Origin of the sequence: Sorangium sp. So ce131, assembly GCF_051519095.1 — a bacterium.
Lineage (GTDB): Bacteria > Myxococcota_A > Polyangia > Polyangiales > Polyangiaceae > Sorangium.
In genome coordinates this window covers 9624784-9640574 of the sequence record NZ_CP150455.1, presented here as the reverse complement: position 1 = coordinate 9640574, position 15791 = coordinate 9624784, and the positions used below count along the sequence as shown (strand labels likewise).

Genomic DNA, 15791 nt, shown 5'->3' with positions numbered 1-15791 from the left:
CCGCGCCGGGTGCGAGGACGGCCGCCGGCGCCGCGCGAGGCGTGAGGACGTCCGCCGGCGTCCGCGCCGGGCCGCCGCCGCGCGCTTGAAACTCGAGGCCGGCGCTTTCAACGTAAACGGGTGGCAGGAACCGCTGGGAGCAACGGCGTGTTCGATCGCTGCGTGGTCCGGATCCACCGCTACGCGCACGCCCGCACCGCCAGCTGGGTCCTGGCGTCGTCGTTCGCCTGGATGTGCATCCTGACCGCGGCGACCCTGCTCTTCGCGACGCTCCTCGGCCCGTTCGGCGTCGTCATGATGCTGCCGTTCGTGATGGTCGGGTCCGTGCTCCTGCCGGTCTGCACGGTCGGCGCGCTGTACGCGCCGCTCGCGTGGCTCTGGGCGGCCGTGAGCTTTTCCCGGTCCGCGGTCGTGCGTATCGGCGGCGCGCTGTGGATCCAGTACCCGCACGGCCGGACCGCGTTCCCGCTCGCGTCGCTCACGAGCGCCCGGCTGTCGAGCTCCGGCGGCGAGGTCGCGCTGAAGACACACGGCGGCGACGTGATCTTCGTGCGCCTCGAGGACCCCGGCGACGCGGAGCGGCTGCTCGCGGACATCGCCTCGTCGCGCGCGGGCGGCACCTGGAGCGCCCGGCTCTACGAGGACGTGCCCCCGCCGCTCCCGAGCCGCTGGCTGCTCGCGATCGCGGCGGTGGTGGCCCTGGTCTGCTCGGTGGTCGTCGGCGCCGCCCTGGCGCTCGCGATCGGCGTCATGGCGGGGGCGGCGGCGTGGGCGGTCGCGTCGGTGCGCCGGAAGGGCTGCGCCGGCCCGCGCGTGCTGGTGGTCGGCAGCGACGGGCTCTCGATCCAGGCTGACGCAGGCGAGCATTTCATCCCGTTCCACGGCATCGAGCGGGTCGACGACACGGGCCTCGGCGTGCAGCTCGCGCTGACGGGCGGCGAGGAGGTCGCGCTCCTCATCGTGCCGCCGCAGATCCTGCGCGACCCGCAGGAGACGGGGCTGAGCATGGCGCTCGCCGAGCGGCGCCGCGAGCACCTGCTCGCGCTGCTCCGCGAGCGGATCGGCCGCGGCGCCCCCGAGGCGGGCGGGGCCGGCGCGCTGCTCGAGCGCCGCGGCCGCCCTGCGCGGGCGTGGCGGGCGGCGCTGCGCCGCCTCGTGAGCGAGGCCGGGGTCGACTACCGCACGGCGAGGCTCACGCGGGAGCAGGCCTTCGCGGTGCTCGAGGACGGGGCCGCGCCGGCCGAGCACCGCATCGGCGCCGCGCTCGCGCTCTCGTCCGCGAGCGACGGCGAGACGGCGGCGCGCGTGCGGATCGCGGCCGAGAGCTGCGTGAACCGCGACGTCCGGCTGGCGCTGGAGCAGGCGGCCGAGGGCGAGGTCGCCGAGTGGACGCTCGAGCAGGCGCTCTCGTCCCAGGATGCGGGCGAGCCCGCGCTCGTGATGCGGTCGAGGGCGCCGACGCGCTGAGGCCGCCGCGGACTGGCGTCATTTCCCGGGCGTTTGCGCGGGGATGCGCGGGCAGGTTCGATTCTTCTCGCCTTCCGGCCTTCGTGTTCTCAGAACTCTCTCGCGAGGACGTGCGGCTCGGGCTGGTCTCTCCCTGGGCTGAGCTGCCGCGGGCGCCTGTGCGCCGGAGGTCCTCCGAGGTAGCCCCCTGATGGAAGGCCCGCTCCAGGACCCCTACGCTTCGGTGGCTGTTCACGCGCCGCGCCCCCGCGCGCAGGCCGGCCGCGCCTTGCGGATCGTGCTCTTCCTGCTGGCGCTGCTCGCGGCGGTGGGCGTCGGCGCGGTCGTGGTGGCGCCGCGCCTCCGCGGTCCGGCGCCGGCGAGCGCCGTGGTGGTGCGGCCGTCGCCGGCGGTCCTGATCGGGATCCGGGATCTCGCGCGGCTCGAGACCACGGAGGTGCACGTCGAGAAGGTGGTGGATCTGGCCGACCGGCAGAGCCGCCTGTTCGGCCTGGTGCAGGCCACCGACGCCATGCTGCTCGTCGCGGTCGGCCACGTCACCATCGGCGTCGATCTCTCGCGGCTCGCCGAGGACGACATCGAGATGGACCCGGAGACCGGCGTCGCGCGGCTGACGCTGCCGGCGCCGGAGGTCTTCTCGACCCGGCTCGACGAGGACGAGACGTACGTCTACACGCGAACGACGAGCCTGCTCGCGCGGCGCAACGAGCAGCTCGAGGCGCGGGCCCGGAAGGAGGCGACCGCCGCGATCGAGAAGGCGGCGCTGGAGGGGAACGTGATGGCGCGCGCGAGGGCGCAGGCCGAGCGGCAGATCACGGCGCTCGCGACGCAGCTCGGCGCGAAGCGGGTGGAGATCCGCTGGCGCGAGGTGGGGGGCGGGGGGGACTGACGCGGCGCGCAGAGGGAGCGAGCCCGGCGGCGTCGAGCGGCTCGATGTGTGGTCGTGCTCCGGGGGGCGGCGATGGCCGCCGCGCTTCAGGGCGCCCGGCAGAACCTCTTGATCCTGCCCACGAGGGCGGGCTCGCGCTTCATCGCCCTCTCGATCGCGATCTGGCCGGCGCTGAGCCTCTCCGTGTCGTTCGTGTCCGCCGCCGTCGCGAGAGCGCGCGTCGCGCTGGCGATCTCCTTCGCCAGGGCATGATACTCCCCCGCGAACCTCTGAAGCTCCGGCCGCGTCAGATTGAGCTGCGCCGCGTGGGCTGCCGCTTCGTCGAGCGATTCGGCCATCCTCCTCAGCTCGCTGGGCCCGCCCTCGTGCTCGCCGGGAGCCCGGCCCTTGTCGAGGTCGCGCACGCCGTGGTTGATGACCTGGATCAGCGCGTTGCACTCCGCGATCTTGCTCGGAGGGAGGGCGGCGGCCTCCTCGTCCGGGTCGCGCGGCGGCGCGACGTTCGCGGGCGGTAGACACACACATGGCTCCCAGCGCGCGCCGTCGGCAGCGCAGGACTGCGCGCCTTGGTTCGTGTCAGGGCAAACGCATGTCTGCGTGGCGCCAGGAACACACGCCCTCTCACGGCTCCTGCAGGACGCCGACGCGACGAGGAGGGCCGCGGCGGCGAGCACATCGAGGAGGTGGGGGCGCCTCATCGGTGCAGGATGCATCCGCCGGGGGTGGGCCGACAAGACGTCACGCGGGACCGCGCGCTCGCGGGGCGCACCCGCCGTGCCCGGCGGGCCGCGCCGCCCGCGACGCGGCTCGCCTCGAATCCCGCCACACTTGTTACTCCCGCCCCCTCGGTGCCCGATCCTAATCTGTCTCGCGACCGATTCAAAGGAGCGAAGACCATGACGGCACACATCACCGGGACACGCGAAGACTGGCTGGCAGCGCGGCTTGAGCTGCTGGAGGCGGAGAAGGAGCTGACGCGGCGCAGCGACGCGCTGGCGCAGCGACGCCAGGCCCTGCCATGGGTCCGGGTCGACAAGGACTACCGCCTCGAGACCGACGAAGGGACCGCCTCGCTGGTGGACCTCTTTCGAGGGCGTTCGCAGCTCCTCGTCTACCACTTCATGTTCGGGCCCGACTTCGCGGCGGGCTGCCCCTCCTGCTCGATGATCGCGGACGGCTTCAACGGGTTCGCGGTTCACCTGGCCAACCACGATGTGATGCTCTGGGCGGTCTCGCGGGCGCCGCTCGCGAAGCTGCAGGCGTACAAGCGGCGAATGGGCTGGACCTTTCCCTGGGCGTCCTCGTTCGCCGGCGACTTCAACGCCGACTTCAACGTCTGGTTCACCGAAGAGCAGCAGCGCGAGGGGGACGTCGACTACAACTACCGGCGCGAGGCCGCGTTCGTGTGGCGCCCGGGCCAGGAGGGCGGCGGCGAAGGGGCGGAGGCCAAGATCGCCGCCATGTGCGGAACCGACACGGCCACGTTCCACCGCGACAGGCCAGGCATGAGCGCGTTCGTGCTCGAGGACGGCGCCGTCTACCACACGTATTCCACCTATGCGCGCGGCCTGGACGGCCTCTGGGGCGCGTACCAATGGCTCGATCGCGCCCCCAGGGGGCGCAACGAGACGGGCGTCTGGTGGCGTCGCCACGACGAGTACGACAAGCCGGAGAAGAGCGTCGGCGCGCCGTGCTGCGGGCGCACCGGGACCTGACGCGCGTCAGCGGCCGAGCCCTCGCGCACGTGTGAGCCGGCGCGAGGACCACGTCACGTCATGTTGGCGAACCAGCGGTCGAGGATGGTTTGCGCACGCCCGAGCTCCGAGAGCTCGGTCGCCTCGTCCCGCGCGTGCATCGTCCGCTCCGCGCCCGGTCCGAAATTCGCCGCCGGGATCTGGAGCGCCGTGAAACGTGCCACTTCCGTCCAGGTTTGCCGGGCCTCGACGCCTTGAACGCCGCTCTGCTCGAGGGCGGCGATGAGCGCGTGGCTCCGGTTCGGCGGCGCCGGATCGGAGAGCTCCTCGAACCGGACGGCCCCCACGCGGTCCACGAGCGCGATCAGCCGATCTTGCGAGGTGTGGGCGTCCGTGCTCGGACCGTAGGTGTGATGCACATTCACCTCCAGATGGTCCGGCACGACGCTGCCGGGGCGGCCCCCGTGCGCCGAGGTGGCGCTCATCGTTTCGTACCAGGTGAGGCCGTCCACGACGTCGGGTACGGGCTCGAACGCGGCCAGGCGAGAGAGCACACGCGCGAACTTGTGAATCGCGTTCACGCCGGCCCCGGGCAGCCCGCTGTGCGCCGTGCGGCCTGTGAATGCCAGCGTCGCGTACGTGGAGCCGCCCGAGCCGAGCTGGAGCTTGTTGTCCGTGGGTTTGAGCACCAGGGCGAAGTCGGCGCCCCGGAGCTCGGCGTCCTTCTCCAGGACCACCCCGAGCTCGCTCGCGTTGAAGCCGCACTCGCCGCGAGCGTGGAAAACGAGGGTGATGTCGGCGTGTACCTGCGGCCGGCGCTCGGCCAGATCGAGCATCAGGCAGAGGCCGCTCTTCTCGGCGGCTCCAGCGCCCAGCACGCGGTTGTTCTCCGTCCGCGCCTCGCGTCGCTGCCCCGCGTTCGCCACGTCGAGCTGCCCGACGAGCAGAATCTTGGGGCCTCCCGACCCGCGCGTGAGCGGTGCTACCAGAGAGTTTCCGTAGCGGCGCAGCGGCGAGGCCAAGGGCAGCGCTGCGAGACGTTGATCCAGCGCGTCGGCGAGCGAGCGTTCCTCGCCCGGCGGCGAGGGGATCTTGCACAGCCACAGCAAATTCTCGAGCAGCTCCAAGTGGACCTCCGAACAGAAGAAGCGATGCGCGTTGGCTCCTCGTTTACTCTAGCACTGCGACCAAGCTCCGCGGCCACGGCGGCAACGTCTCGCGGCCCGAGGGCGCCGAGGAGCGCAGGGCGCGGCTCTTCGCCGCCCGGCCCACGCAAGCCGCAGGTGTTGCGCCGCTGGTACGCCGTGTTGCGCCGCTGGTACGCCGTGTTGCGCCGCTGGTACGCCGTGTTGCGTCGCCGAATCACGCGCGGAGCGCGCAATCGGCCACAACACGAGTGGCCCGAGGATTGCTCTATGACCTGCTCATGAACCGCTGATGCTGCGGGGCGCATGCTGCGGTCGCCGCGTCCCGATGGATGTCGCGCGAGACGCCATAGACGAGCAGAGCCGAACAACGGACAGCGCCCACGGCAGCGATGCGAGGGGACACGGCCACCTCCAGAGGCCGGATTTTGCCAAGGAGTCATTATCATGCGGAGCTTCGTATCAACATCTACACGTGCTCTCACGTGCGGCCTCGCCGCGACTTCGCTCGCGCTGATCCTCGCGGCTGCGTCGGGTTGCATGGGATCGGCGGACGACCCGGGGGATCTCGAGGAGGTCGCCGAAGCGGGTGAGGCTCTGGTGCAAGATTCCAATCAACTGCCGGTCGGGCGACGGACGTACACCGCCGACTGGTGGGCGTCGGGGTGGACATCGATCACCCCTTTTCACCTGGGGAGCCAGTCGTATTACCTCATCTACAACAAGACGAACGGGACCGTGCACATGGACAGGGTGTCCGAGGACGGCCGAGCCACCAGCACGGTCTGGAGCTGGACCTGGTCGGCTGGCTGGACGCACTTCGTGCCGTTCACGATGAGCGGCCAGCAGTACATCATCGCTTACAATTCCAGCAGCGGCGAGGTGCACTTCGATCGCGTGCGGCCGAACGCGCAGGGCGTCGATATCCTCTGGATGGGCAGGTGGGGCACAGGGTTCACGCACTTCGTTCCATTCTACGTCGGCGATCACCCCCACCTCATCGCATACAACTCGGATACGGGGCTCGTGCACTTCGATCGCATCACCGACCGGCTGAACGGGGTCGATGTCGCGTCGAGCCTCACCTGGGCCAGCGGGTTCGACCAGTTCGTGCCGTACGTGTTCAACGGCGAGAACAGGCTGGTAGCCTACAACTCCGCCACGGGGCTCGTGCATTTCGACCGCATCCTCCCCGCGCTCAACGGCGTGGATGTGCTCGGCTCCGGCACCTGGGCGCGCGGCTGGCGGTTGACGGGGTACGACGACGTGAACGGCGAGCCCCACCTCATCGCCTACAACGCCGGCACGGGCCTCGTGCACCAGGACCGCCTCGGGCACAGCGGCATGCAGATCCTGCAAGTCGGATACTGGAAGACGGGCCAGTCGCACGTCGTCGGGCTGAACGTGCGGCGGGCGTCGGGCGCGCCGCGAGGCTTCGTCCTCGGGTATTCGACCACGGCCGGCGGCGCGACCATCACGATGCTGGACGACGACACAGAGCACCTCGCCTGCGACGCGACGGATTGCCGCATCCGTGACCTGCCGCTCTTGCATCAGACGGATCCAGCATTGCCGGCCGACGTCGCCGCCCAAGGTCCCCTGGGCTGCTACGACGCGAGCATCGCCATGGCAGCTGCGGGCGCCTTGGCCAACCGCTCGCCGTCGGCGTCCCCGCTCACGGCGACGAGGACGCGCGATTTCGACGCTCTTGTGAGCTCCTGGCCCGCGACCTCGTCGAACGCGGATCTGCTGGCGTTCCAGTATCGGACCGCGAAGGCTCGGGATCCGTACTACTTCCACGAGCTGCTCCAGGACTTCAGCCCGATCGAGCGCCGCGTGCCCGCCGCGTGCGACCCGCGAGCTTACGGCAGCTGCAAGTCGGCGGACAGCCGCTACGGCGATGCCTATCGGATATTCGTCGGGCCGGGAGACTTCGTGAGCGACGACCTCTTCGTCCGTGGGGTACGGCAGAAGGTGATGCAGATCATCGCCTTCGACTGGACGAGGAACACCACCGTCGATGGTCGTTTGGTCCTGGAGCTCGCAAACGCCGGGCACAAGGTCGCGGTCTCCGGCTTTCGGCGCGCGACCACCTCGCATCCTGTCCTCGTGAACGACCCGGGGGCGAACAGACAGCGGCGCATTCACGTGGGCGTGCTGGAGGCGTCGAGTCGTCTCGTCCTGCCGAACGGCGCGGCGAGCTGGCCGTACGTGGAGTTCAGCGACGACCCTGCTCACGCGAAGCTCCTCCTGATGCACTACGATGGCGTAAGGCTCAACTGAAGAGGCTCGAGACAGGGGGGCGATGTCCGGTGATCACGCCGTTCGCGCGGCGCGCGGCGCGATCACATACCCCTTCCGCGCCAGCGCATACCGGAACCCGGCCCCCAGGTCCCGGTGTGTCGTGAGCTTCCCGAGCTCGAGGCCGAGCTCGACCACGGTGCGCGCGGTCTGGGGCGACGCGCCGACGACGCTGCACTCGGCCCCGAGCAGCCCCGCGGCGCGTGTGGCCTGGAGCAGGTGGCCGGCCACCGCGCTGTCGACGGCGGTGACGCCTGTGATGTCGATGAGGACGAACTCGGCCTGGTGGCGCTCGATCGCGCCGACCAGCGACTCGGTGAGCTGAGCGCCGCGGGAGTTATCCATCTGGCCGATGAGCGGAACGACGAGGATCCCTGGGTGGATGGGGATGCTCGGCATCGAGAGCTCCCGGATGAGCTCGAGGAGCCGCCGCTGCGTCGCGAGCAGGATCTCCTCGTGGCGCTTGGCGTCCTCGATCTTCTTGCGCTCGGTGATGTCCTCGGAGATCCCGAGGAGATAACGGCTCACGCCGGCTGAGTCCTTCATGGGGATCCACCGGGCATGGATGATGCGGGTCCCCCGGGGCCTCGTGGGAAGCGGCAGCTCGGGCTTCTCGACGGGCACGCCCGCCGCGAGGACGAGGCGGCTCTCGGCGTCGAGCCTCTCGGCCACGTGCTGCGGGACGGAGTCCGAGGCGCACTTGCCGACCAGCTCTCCTGGCGCGTAGCCAAAGAACTCCTCGAACTTCCTGTTCACCCGCACGTAGCGGAGCTCCTTCGCGTCCTTGACGAAGAGCATGAGCGGGAGGTTGTCGATGATGGCGTCGAGCAGGGCGCGCGTGCCCGCGAGCGACGCCTCCGTCGCCCTGCGCTGGGTGATGTCGTCGTAGAGCACCGCCAGGCACCGCTCGCCCAGGGGGAACGCCGTTGCCGTGAGGATGCGCGCGCTCCCGTCCGGAGGGAGGAGCTCCTCGTCCTCGACGGTGCGGCCGCTGCGGATCAGCTCCGCGAAGCGCTGGGGGACGCCGATGTCCCGCAGCCTGGGGAAGTTCTCGTCCATGGTCCTGCCGACGACCTCGCCGGCGGGTTTCCTGGAGATCTGCTCGGCGGCGGCGTTCACGTAAAGGCACCGGAGCGACCGGTCGTCCGCCGGGTCGTCGAGGGAGTGGATGGCGCAGCCGACCGGCAGCGACGCGATGATCTGCGCGCAGCGGCGCTGGTGCTCGCGGGCGCGGCGCTCGGCGAGATCGATGAGGCGGATCAGCGCGCCGCGGCCCGCGCCGACCGCGCAGGGGACCGCGACGAGCGACCAGCGCGGCGCGCCGGAGCCGTCGCCCGGGAGATCGAGCTCGGCCCGATCGATCTCGCCCGAGAGGAGCGCTGTTAGCCTGGCGAGGCCGGACGCCTCGGGCGCCGGCGGCAACAGGAGATGAGCGCCCCCCGGCGACAGGGGCAGGAGCGGCGCCCCGCGCTCCTCGAGCAGCCGCTCGAGCGGCTCGTTCCTGCACCGGATGGCGCCGCGCGCGTCGATGACGAGCGCGGGGGCGTCCAGGGCTTCGAGCAGCGGGCGTGGATCGATGTACGACGCGTCCTTGCTGTCCTCAACGGCTGTTGACACGAGCTCGCCTCATGGTTGTTCGGCGAGGGCCGACGCCGGCCCTCTTCTTCTGGATGATGGTCACACCCCGCTCCTCACCGCGCCGGATTCGGCTCATCCATGGCCAGGTAAAAGGTGCGGAGCAGCCCTCCTGGCGTCCTTGTCGTCTGTCCACCGATCCTCCACCCTGCGCGAGCGCACGGTGACTATACCCCAGAACGCCGCGGGCGTGCTCATCTCGTCGGTGCCGTTTTCGGTCGGAAAAGAGCCGCGGCCAGCTCGATCCGGCAACCCCAAACCGTCGTGGTGCGACGCGCTGACGCGCTGCCACGATTGAGGTTGGCCCGGCGGCCACGGATTCAGGCGCATCAGCGGCCTCGGCTCGGGGGGCAGCGCCGTCCTGCGCCGAAAGCCCCGCCGGGCCGTGCTCCGCAGCCTCTCCGATCGCCCTCTCGTGGTCCTCGCGCTCGCCCGGCCCGAGATCGCCGAGCGGTTCCCGCGCCTGTGGTCCGAGCGGGCCCTCGTCGAAGTGCGCCTCGGGGAGCTCTCGCGGCGGGCCGGCGAGCGGCTGGTGCGCGCGGTGGCCGGCGGCGGGATCGCGGACGACGCCGTGGCGCGCATCGTGGCGCGGGCGGCGGGCAACGTGCTCTACCTGGAGGAACTCGTCCGGGCCGAGGTGAGCGGCCGGGGCGACGCCTTGCCGGAGACGGTGCTCGCCATGGTGCAAGCTCGGCTGTCGGCCTTCGGCGACGAGGCCCGCCGCGTCCTGCGCGCCGCGAGCGTCTTCGGCCTAGAGTTCCGGATCACGGCGGTCGCAGCGCTGCTCGGCGCGCGTGTCGAGGACGTCGGCAGCTCTCTCGGTTGAGGGTCCAGACCTGCTCGAACGGCGACTTGTCGTCGGGCGGCCGCAGGCAGGCGAGCTTGATGAGCTCGTGATGCGCCTCGAGGGAGATGCGCGCGGGCCGGCCGCTGCGGTGCTCGTCCTCCATGAACGTGCCATTCGATGACGGGATGAACAGACGCGCCCCAGGAGAGGAACACGATGGCATCCGTTCTGTAAGCTCAGATTGGACCTCTGAGGAAAAATGGCCCAGTATGATGTAGTTCCATTTGTGGCGAAAATCGGCAACAAGGGGGCGTCGGCGTGGCCGCCGAGCAGCTCAGAGTGCTGATCAACGCGAAGGCGGCGGAGGGCTGGCGGTATGTCCGGCTCGAATCCGTCGAGATTCACCAGGATGGAACGGCTGGCTGTTTCGGGATAGGCGCCACGCCGAGCCGGTTGATCCGGTTCGATATGGCTGTTTTTGAAAAATGGTATATGTCCATTCTGCTTGTCCTGGTCGTTCGAATCTATCGGGCGCTCATCCCGCCGAGCCTTCGACGCAGGTGCCTCTTTCGTCAATCGTGTTCTCGCTATGTGGAAGAAGTTGCGAGGGGGTGAGGGCTGGTGGCTGGGCTCCGCGCTTTGTTGGTGCAAATCGCCCGCTGCCGTCCGGGTTACCACGTCCACCATGAGGGCGGCCGGTTCCGATTGATCCTCGCGGATGGCAGCCAGCTGGACGAGGACGAGGCGGCGCCTCACGTGCTGGAGCCGTACCGCATGGCGCTGGACTACCAGCGTACGTAGCTTGCCCTCTCAAAGGAAAAAGACTGAGGGCGAGCAGCGCAGCGCGAGACGGTGCGCCCTCGGCGCCGGCGATGAGCACCTCGCCGGCGCCGGCGTCAACGGTCAAGTGCAATGATGGTCATCGCGAGGCGGGCTGCGGCGCACACCCGAGGGATGGCCATCACGCTCCTTGACCGCAGCCGAACACGCCTTCAAGCTCGTCGACGAGGCTGAGCGTGGGGGCGCCACGCTCGCGGCCTCCTACCAAGGAGCTTTCATGCGACTGTCATTATCTTCGGCACCTCGCGTCCTCGCCCTGCTCACCGGGATCACGGGCATGCTCGGGTGCTCGGATGACCCTCGTCCCGGCAGCAACCTGCCTGACGCGGGCAGCAGCCCGCCTGACGCGGGCGCGCCCGACGGCAGCCCGCCCTCGTCCGCGACGCTCGGTCCGCTTGGCGATCGGCCGGATCTGCCCGTCGATGCGCGGCTCGCCATCGACGGCCTCCTCTCTGCCGTCGATGTCGTCCAGGACAAGGACGGTAGGCCCCATATTTATGCCGAAAACCTCGTGGACGCCATGCGCGTCGAAGGTTATCTGACGGCGCGCGACCGCGCGCTTCAGCTCGAGATCTTGCGGCGCACCGCCGAGGGGAGGATCGCAGAGCTCTTCGGCGACCTCGATCCCAGCACCATCGATCAGGACATCGCTCTCCGCCATATCGGGCTCGGGCGGATCGCCAGGGCCCAGTACGACGCGCTCCCCGAGGGGGAGTTCCGCCAGATGCTCGACGCGTACGCGGACGGGGTGACCCAGCTTTTCAGGAAGATCCGCTCCGGGGAAATCCTCCTGCCCCAAGGGGCGAGGGCGATACCCACCGAGGCGTTCACCGACTGGAGCAGCGTCGACTCGCTCGTGATCAGCCGGTTCCAGAGCTACCTCCTGTCGTACGACGCCGAGCTGGATCTCACCATGCAGCAGTTCTTCGACGCCGCCCGGACGACGTTCGCGTCGAGCAGCGCCGATCCGCTCGCGCAGAAGCGCGCCGGCTTCGAGCGGGACTTCCTGCGGTTCGCCCCCTCGGAGCCCGCGGTGACCAGCAGCGGCTACCCCGCCTCCACGGAGCGGAAGAAGGCGGAGGAAAAGACGGCGAAGAGGGCGTCGCCCGCGCAACGACCGGGCCGCGCCTCGACGGGCCGCGCGAAGCTCATCTCCTCGCTGAACGGCTACCTGAGCGCGGTCCAGCACGCCAAGGACAAGATCGCCCCGGAGGGCTTCGGCTCGAACAACTGGGCCATTCACGGGAGCCGGAGCGCGACGGGGCACGCGCTCGTGGCCAACGATCCCCACCTGTCGCTGAGCGCACCGGCCGTCTGGTATGCCGTCTCGATCCATGTCACCGCGCCCGAGGGCAAGGACGCGAGCCGCGATCTACACGTCGGGGGTGTCACCTTCCCCGGGATTCCGGGGATCATTCTGGGCCACAACGAGCACGTCGGGTGGGGGGCGACGGTCGCGATGTACGACGTCACCGACGTCTACGCCGAGCAGCTCACGCCAGACGGCAAGGCCGTGCTCTTCAAGGGAAATCCAGTGCCCCTCGAGACGGTCGAGGAGGTCATCGCGATCGCTGGCAGGGAGCCCTATACCTACCGTGTCCCGATCGTGCCTCATCACGGCCCGCTTCTGCCGACCATCGTCGACCACGCGGTGGTGGACCCGGACCCGGCCCTGGGGGCCCTCAGCGTCCGCTGGACAGGGCTGGAGCCGACGAAGGAGCTGGAGGCCATCTTCGGCCTGCTGCGCGCTCGCTCGGTCGATGAGGCGCAGGCGTCGCTCAAGAAATTCAGCGTCGGCTCGCAGAACTGGGTGATGGGCGACACCGCGGGCGACATCCTCTGGACGACGCACGCGGCGATCCCGACGCGGGCTCGTGAGGCGTTCGCCTGGGACGCGGCCACCTATACGGGCACCCTCCCCTGCATGGTGCTCCCCGGCGACGGGACCGCGGAATGGACCGGGACGCTCCCCGAGCACCTCATCCCCTGGGCGAAGAACCCTTCGGCGGGATACATCGCCACGGCGAACAACGACCCCATCGGGGATTCGCTGGACAACGATCCGTCGAACGGCGAGCTCCCGGACGGCACCCCCATGTACCTGAGTTGCAGCTTCGATATCGGGTTCCGAGAGGGCCGCATCCAGGAGCGGATCGACGCCTACGAGGGACCTCTGTCGCCGGAGGATTGTGCGGCGATCCAGGGCGACATCAAGTCGGCGCTCGGCGAGAGGCTCGTGCCTAGCCTCCTCCGCGCAATGGACCGCGCCGCCGAGGAGCGCGCGACGCCCGGCACTCACCCCGACCTGAGCGCGATCGTCACGGATGCCGCATATGACCCTCAGCGCCTCGCCGCCCTGCGGGTGCTCCTCGACGGCTGGGGCAAGGAGGCGGACTACAAGGCGGCCGCCGGCATCGATCTCGATACCGGCATGCCGCTCCCGGACGAGGGCGACGGCCCCGGCGCCATCGACGCCCGCGCCTCGGAGGCGACGCTGGTCTTCAACATCTGGCTCGTCCGTGTGGTGCGCCGGGTGGTGGGCGACGAGCTCGGCCAGATGGGGTTCTCGACGTTCTCCCGGGAGCTGTCGGCGAAGGCGCTCCTTCACCTCTTCTCCGCCGATCGGGAGCAGCTCGCCACCTTCGATCCGGCCATCCAGGACAGCACGCTGTGGGACGACATGAGCACGCCAGCGGTCGAGTCCAGGGACGAGCGCGTGCTGCGCGCCCTGCTCGACGCCCTCGCCTGGCTGGATCAACAGGGCGGCTCCGGGGCTGCGGATCCCCGCTGGGGCGCCTTTCACAGGGTCACCTTCGACGCGCTCGTCCCGCTCTTCAGCAGCCTCAGCATCCCACCGCCGACGGACCCCCTCTGGAGCGGCGGCTTCCCGCGGGGCGGCGACCAGTTCGCGGTGGACTCCTCGGATTACCGCCTCTCGTGGGCGCTCGACGAGTCTCCGGATTTCCGGTACGTCCACGGCCCGTCGCAACGTCTCGTCGTGGAGCTCGACCCGGCCGGGCCGAAGGCGTGGAACGCCATCCCCGGAGGCAATGTCTGGGACGCCGAGAGCCCACACTTCCGCGATCAGGCTGAGCTCTGGCGAAAGAACCAGACGCACCTCGTGCCGTTCCTGCTCCCCGACGTGATCCAGGCCAAGGCGTCGCGCACGGTCGCTGCGGCGCCGTAGCCGGCGCGTCCTCCGAGGCCCACCCCGGGCCGGCATCGGCCACGTCACAACCAAAGCACGTCCTCGAGAGCGAGGCCTCTTGACTACGCGAGGTCGGTCGCTGACCCTGCACCTAGAACGGAGCTCCGATGGTCCACGCAGTCGCCACGTCATTCCATCGTGCCCATCGAGGCGCGGCCAGGCTCCTTCGCACCGTCCGCGTCCTCGGCGGGATCGATACGGTGCTCGCAGCCATAGCGGCGTACGCGCTCCAGCTCCCGGCGAAGCGAGGCAAGGCCTTCGACAAGCGCTTCGGCATCGAGACCACCGAGCCGGTCGTGGTGGATCCGCGGGACTTCATCGACGAGTCGCACAGATCCGCCATCTGGTACTTCCCGAGCATCCCGGAGGTGTTCGACTCGGTCATGCGGACGTTGAAGATCCGCGCGGAGGAGTACACCTTCGTCGACGTGGGATGTGGCAAAGGTCGTGTGTTGATCATGGCCGCGCAGCTGCCGTTTCGTCGTGTGGTCGGCGTCGAGAGCTCGACGGCCACCGCGAGCATCGCGCGCACGAACGTCGGCGTCGTTGCCGGCCGGTCGTCCCTGCGCGCGCCGGTCGACGTGCTGACCTGCAACGCCCTCTCGTTCGACTTTCCGCCGGGCGATCTGTTGATTTATCTCTACAACCCGTTCTCGAAGCTCGACGTGTACGTCGAGTTCCTGGACAACCTCGAGGCGTCGCTGAAAGCGCACCCTCGTAAGGTGGTGCTCGTCTACACGTGCCCGGAGCATGTGAGGGCGTTCGAGGAGTGTCACTTCCTCGAGCCCATCGAGCGTTATGAGCTCCTGGTGAACGAATACACCTGGTGTGCCTTCACGAACACCAGGTATCGAACGCCCGGGCGGATCTAGACGTCATCTAATCCAGATCGAGCGCGGTCCGGACGGAGACCGGCCACCGGGGCGGCGACAGGCCGTGTGTCTTGAGCAGCGCGAGGGCGACGCGCTCGACGCCGAAGCCCACGCACGCCGTGTGCGCGAACGAACCGTCGGGCAAGCGAATGTCATAGGCGCGGCCGAAATGGTCCTGGTGGTAATTGCACGACGAGAGGGCCGTCGGCGCGTCCGCGGAGTGTATCGGGTAGAGGAGCTCGAACTTCAGGGCCTGCGCGCGCTGGCTCACCGAAAGCAGCCGCCCGCTCTGACCGAAGAATGGATCGTTCGCCACCTCGGCTTGCGCGTCGAGCCCGATGGACGCCAGGACGGCCTGGCCGCGCTCGAGCCACCGATCGCGAAACTCACGCACGTCGTCCTCGCTCCCGATGCGGATGTTCTCACGCTGCCGGAACATCTGCATCCTCGCCGGATCGTCGGACGGCTCGTGTCGAAACACGAACCCCATGAGGTCGACGAGCCTCCCGTCCTCCGGCAGGGTGCCGCGGAGCGTCGGGTAGAGAGGGTAGCAGGCCGCAGGGCAGAGCATCAGATCCGACTTCCCGAGATGCGTGCTCCAGTCTCCGCCAGCAGCGAGCGTCTCCAGCATCGCCTCGTGGCGCGCGTCGTCTCCGAAGAAGCTGTGGATCGAACCCATCAGGTGAGGGAACGATCTTGCATAATCGGTCTTCTCGAAATTGCTGCGCGTCACGAGCGGCGGGAAATCGACGAACTCCGCGCCGTCGTCCTTCGCGATCTTCGTGATGATCGAGCCGAAGCCCCGAACGATGCGCTCGAAGGTCGCGTTTCGACCGTACACCCCGCGGACGCCTGAAGGCAGCAGGAGACCGGCCTCGATGAGCTGGTTCAGGAACTCGTTTTGCTTCACGTGATGATCTCTCTCGGGTTGGGTCGCGGGTCGCACCAGGGCG

At 69.5% G+C, this 15791-nt stretch carries 12 protein-coding genes; 8 read left to right on the top strand and 4 right to left on the bottom strand.

Translation table 11 applies throughout. The annotated features are described in order from the left end of the window. The first annotated feature begins 120 nt into the window (after nt 1-120). Both WMF43_RS34825 and WMF43_RS34820 read left to right on the top strand, forming a co-directional pair. The gene (locus tag WMF43_RS34825; RefSeq protein WP_437671299.1) at nt 121-1467 is read left to right on the top strand and encodes a hypothetical protein; all 1347 of its coding nucleotides are present in this window, start codon (nt 121-123) and stop codon (nt 1465-1467) included. 190 nt (nt 1468-1657) lie between these two features. Next, nucleotides 1658-2356: a DUF4230 domain-containing protein gene (locus tag WMF43_RS34820; protein WP_437671297.1), complete on the top strand. Its 699-nt coding sequence runs from the start codon at nt 1658-1660 to the stop codon at nt 2354-2356. A gap of 86 nt (nt 2357-2442) precedes the next feature. Here the strand turns inward: WMF43_RS34820 and WMF43_RS34815 are convergent, their stop codons facing one another. Beyond that, complete coding sequence (locus WMF43_RS34815) at nt 2443-2877, bottom strand: hypothetical protein (RefSeq protein ID WP_437671295.1); 435 nt, start codon at nt 2875-2877, stop codon at nt 2443-2445. A gap of 375 nt (nt 2878-3252) precedes the next feature. Here WMF43_RS34815 and WMF43_RS34810 point away from each other — a divergent pair, with 375 nt between their 5' ends. After that, a complete protein-coding gene (locus tag WMF43_RS34810; RefSeq protein WP_437671293.1) occupies nt 3253-4071 on the top strand; it encodes a DUF899 domain-containing protein in 819 nt (272 codons plus the stop codon). Nucleotides 4072-4124: 53 nt separating this feature from the next. Here the strand turns inward: WMF43_RS34810 and WMF43_RS34805 are convergent, their stop codons facing one another. Continuing rightward, nucleotides 4125-5177, bottom strand: coding sequence for a M20/M25/M40 family metallo-hydrolase (locus WMF43_RS34805; RefSeq protein ID WP_437671291.1), 1053 nt, complete (start codon nt 5175-5177; stop codon nt 4125-4127). Between the two features lie 618 nt (nt 5178-5795). Here WMF43_RS34805 and WMF43_RS34800 point away from each other — a divergent pair. Continuing rightward, the gene (locus tag WMF43_RS34800) at nt 5796-7478 is read left to right on the top strand and encodes a hypothetical protein (protein ID WP_437671289.1); all 1683 of its coding nucleotides are present in this window, start codon (nt 5796-5798) and stop codon (nt 7476-7478) included. A gap of 33 nt (nt 7479-7511) precedes the next feature. Here the strand turns inward: WMF43_RS34800 and WMF43_RS34795 are convergent, their stop codons facing one another. Next, a complete protein-coding gene (locus tag WMF43_RS34795; RefSeq protein ID WP_437671287.1) occupies nt 7512-9113 on the bottom strand; it encodes a PAS domain-containing protein in 1602 nt (533 codons plus the stop codon). Nucleotides 9114-9516: 403 nt separating this feature from the next. Here WMF43_RS34795 and WMF43_RS34790 point away from each other — a divergent pair, with 403 nt between their 5' ends. The 4 genes from WMF43_RS34790 to WMF43_RS34775 all read left to right on the top strand — a co-directional run bounded on the left by WMF43_RS34790 (nt 9517) and on the right by WMF43_RS34775 (nt 14838). Then, a complete protein-coding gene (locus tag WMF43_RS34790) occupies nt 9517-9957 on the top strand; it encodes a hypothetical protein (protein WP_437671285.1) in 441 nt (146 codons plus the stop codon). Nucleotides 9958-10236: 279 nt separating this feature from the next. Further along, nucleotides 10237-10533: a hypothetical protein gene (locus tag WMF43_RS34785; RefSeq protein WP_437671283.1), complete on the top strand. Its 297-nt coding sequence runs from the start codon at nt 10237-10239 to the stop codon at nt 10531-10533. Nucleotides 10534-10975: 442 nt separating this feature from the next. Then, complete coding sequence (locus WMF43_RS34780; RefSeq protein ID WP_437671281.1) at nt 10976-13945, top strand: penicillin acylase family protein; 2970 nt, start codon at nt 10976-10978, stop codon at nt 13943-13945. Nucleotides 13946-14166: 221 nt separating this feature from the next. Next, nucleotides 14167-14838 (top strand): class I SAM-dependent methyltransferase, encoded by a 672-nt coding sequence (locus WMF43_RS34775; RefSeq protein WP_437671279.1) that lies wholly within the window; start codon nt 14167-14169, stop codon nt 14836-14838. A 7-nt stretch (nt 14839-14845) separates the two neighbouring features. On the opposite strand, the gene WMF43_RS34770 is transcribed toward WMF43_RS34775, so the two are convergent. Next, nucleotides 14846-15784, bottom strand: a complete 939-nt coding sequence (locus WMF43_RS34770) for an amino acid--[acyl-carrier-protein] ligase (RefSeq protein ID WP_437671277.1) — start codon at nt 15782-15784, stop codon at nt 14846-14848. Nucleotides 15785-15791 lie beyond the last annotated feature (7 nt).